Source organism: Micromonospora sp. KC721, assembly GCF_004348355.1.
GTDB lineage: Bacteria > Actinomycetota > Actinomycetes > Mycobacteriales > Micromonosporaceae > Micromonospora.
Genome location: NZ_SMJY01000395.1, coordinates 1 through 1176 on the forward strand (window position 1 = coordinate 1; position 1176 = coordinate 1176).

Sequence of the window (1176 nt, forward strand, 5' to 3'; positions counted from 1 at the left end):
CCCCCGGGGTGGGCGGACCACCGCCGCACCACCCCCGCCATGGCCGCCCGTCGCCACGGTGACCGGCCGGATGTCCGCGTCCGGCCGGCCGACCCGTCAGCTCAGTCCACCGAAGAGGGTGGTCACCGAACCGTCGTCGAAGACCTCCCGGATCGCCCGGGCCAGCAGCGGCGCGATCGACAGCACCGTGATCTTGTCGAGCTGCTTCTCCGGCGGCAGCGGCAACGTGTTCGTCACCACCACCTCGCTGATCGGGCTGTTCTTCAACCGCTCGGTCGCCGGATCCGAGAGCAGGGCGTGGGTCGAGGCCACCACGATCTCCGCCGCCCCCGACTCCTTCAGGATCTCGGCCGCCTTGGTGATCGTGCCCCCGGTGTCGATCATGTCGTCGACGATCAGGCAGACCCGACCCTCCACCTCACCGACCACCCGGTTCGCCACCACCTGGTTCGGCTTCATCGGATCCCGGGTCTTGTGGATGAACGCCAGCGGGCAACCGCCGAGCCGGTCCGTCCACCGCTCCGCCACCCGCACCCGACCCGAGTCCGGCGCCACCACCGTCATCGGCCGGCCCGCGAACTTACGCTCCACGTACGCGGCCAGCACATCCATCGCGAAGAGATGGTCCACCGGCCCGTCGAAGAAGCCCTGGATCTGCGCCGTGTGCAGGTCGACGGTGAGGATCCGGTTCGCGCCCGCCGTCTTCAACAGGTCGGCCACCAGCCGGGCCGAGATCGGCTCCCGGCCCCGGTGCTTCTTGTCCTGACGCGAGTACGGATAGAACGGCAGGACCACCGTGATCCGCTTGGCCGAACCCCGCTTCAGCGCATCCACCATGATCAGGGTCTCCATGACCCAGGTGTTGACCCCGTGCGTGACGGACTGCACCACGAAGGCGTCCGAACCACGCACCGAGTCCTTGAACCGTACGAAGATCTCACCGTTGGCGAAGTCGTACGCGTCGGCCGGCGTCGGCGCGACGCCGAGCACCTCACCGATCTCCTGTGCCAACTCCGGAAAGCCACGCCCGGAGAAGAGCATCAGGCTCTTACGGTTTTCGGCGACGATGCTGCCCATGGGCCCGTCTGCTCCCGTTGGTCGGTGGTATCCGGCGGCGGTGTGGCCGGGGACTAGTCGGTTGCAGTATCCCCCGCCGTCAACCCGCCACCCACCGTC

Annotated in this window: 1 protein-coding gene; it reads right to left on the reverse strand. The window is 68.5% G+C overall.

From position 1 onward, the window contains the following. Nucleotides 1-96 precede the first annotated feature (96 nt). Nucleotides 97-1077 (reverse strand): ribose-phosphate diphosphokinase, encoded by a 981-nt coding sequence (locus E1182_RS30615; RefSeq protein WP_132271203.1) that lies wholly within the window; start codon nucleotides 1075-1077, stop codon nucleotides 97-99. Nucleotides 1078-1176: the final 99 nt, after the last annotated feature.

Coding starts and splice junctions, on each gene's coding strand:
- E1182_RS30615 (WP_132271203.1), bottom strand. CDS start 1,077: ATGGGCAGCATCGTCGCCGAAAACCGTAAGAGCCTGATGCTCTTCTCC.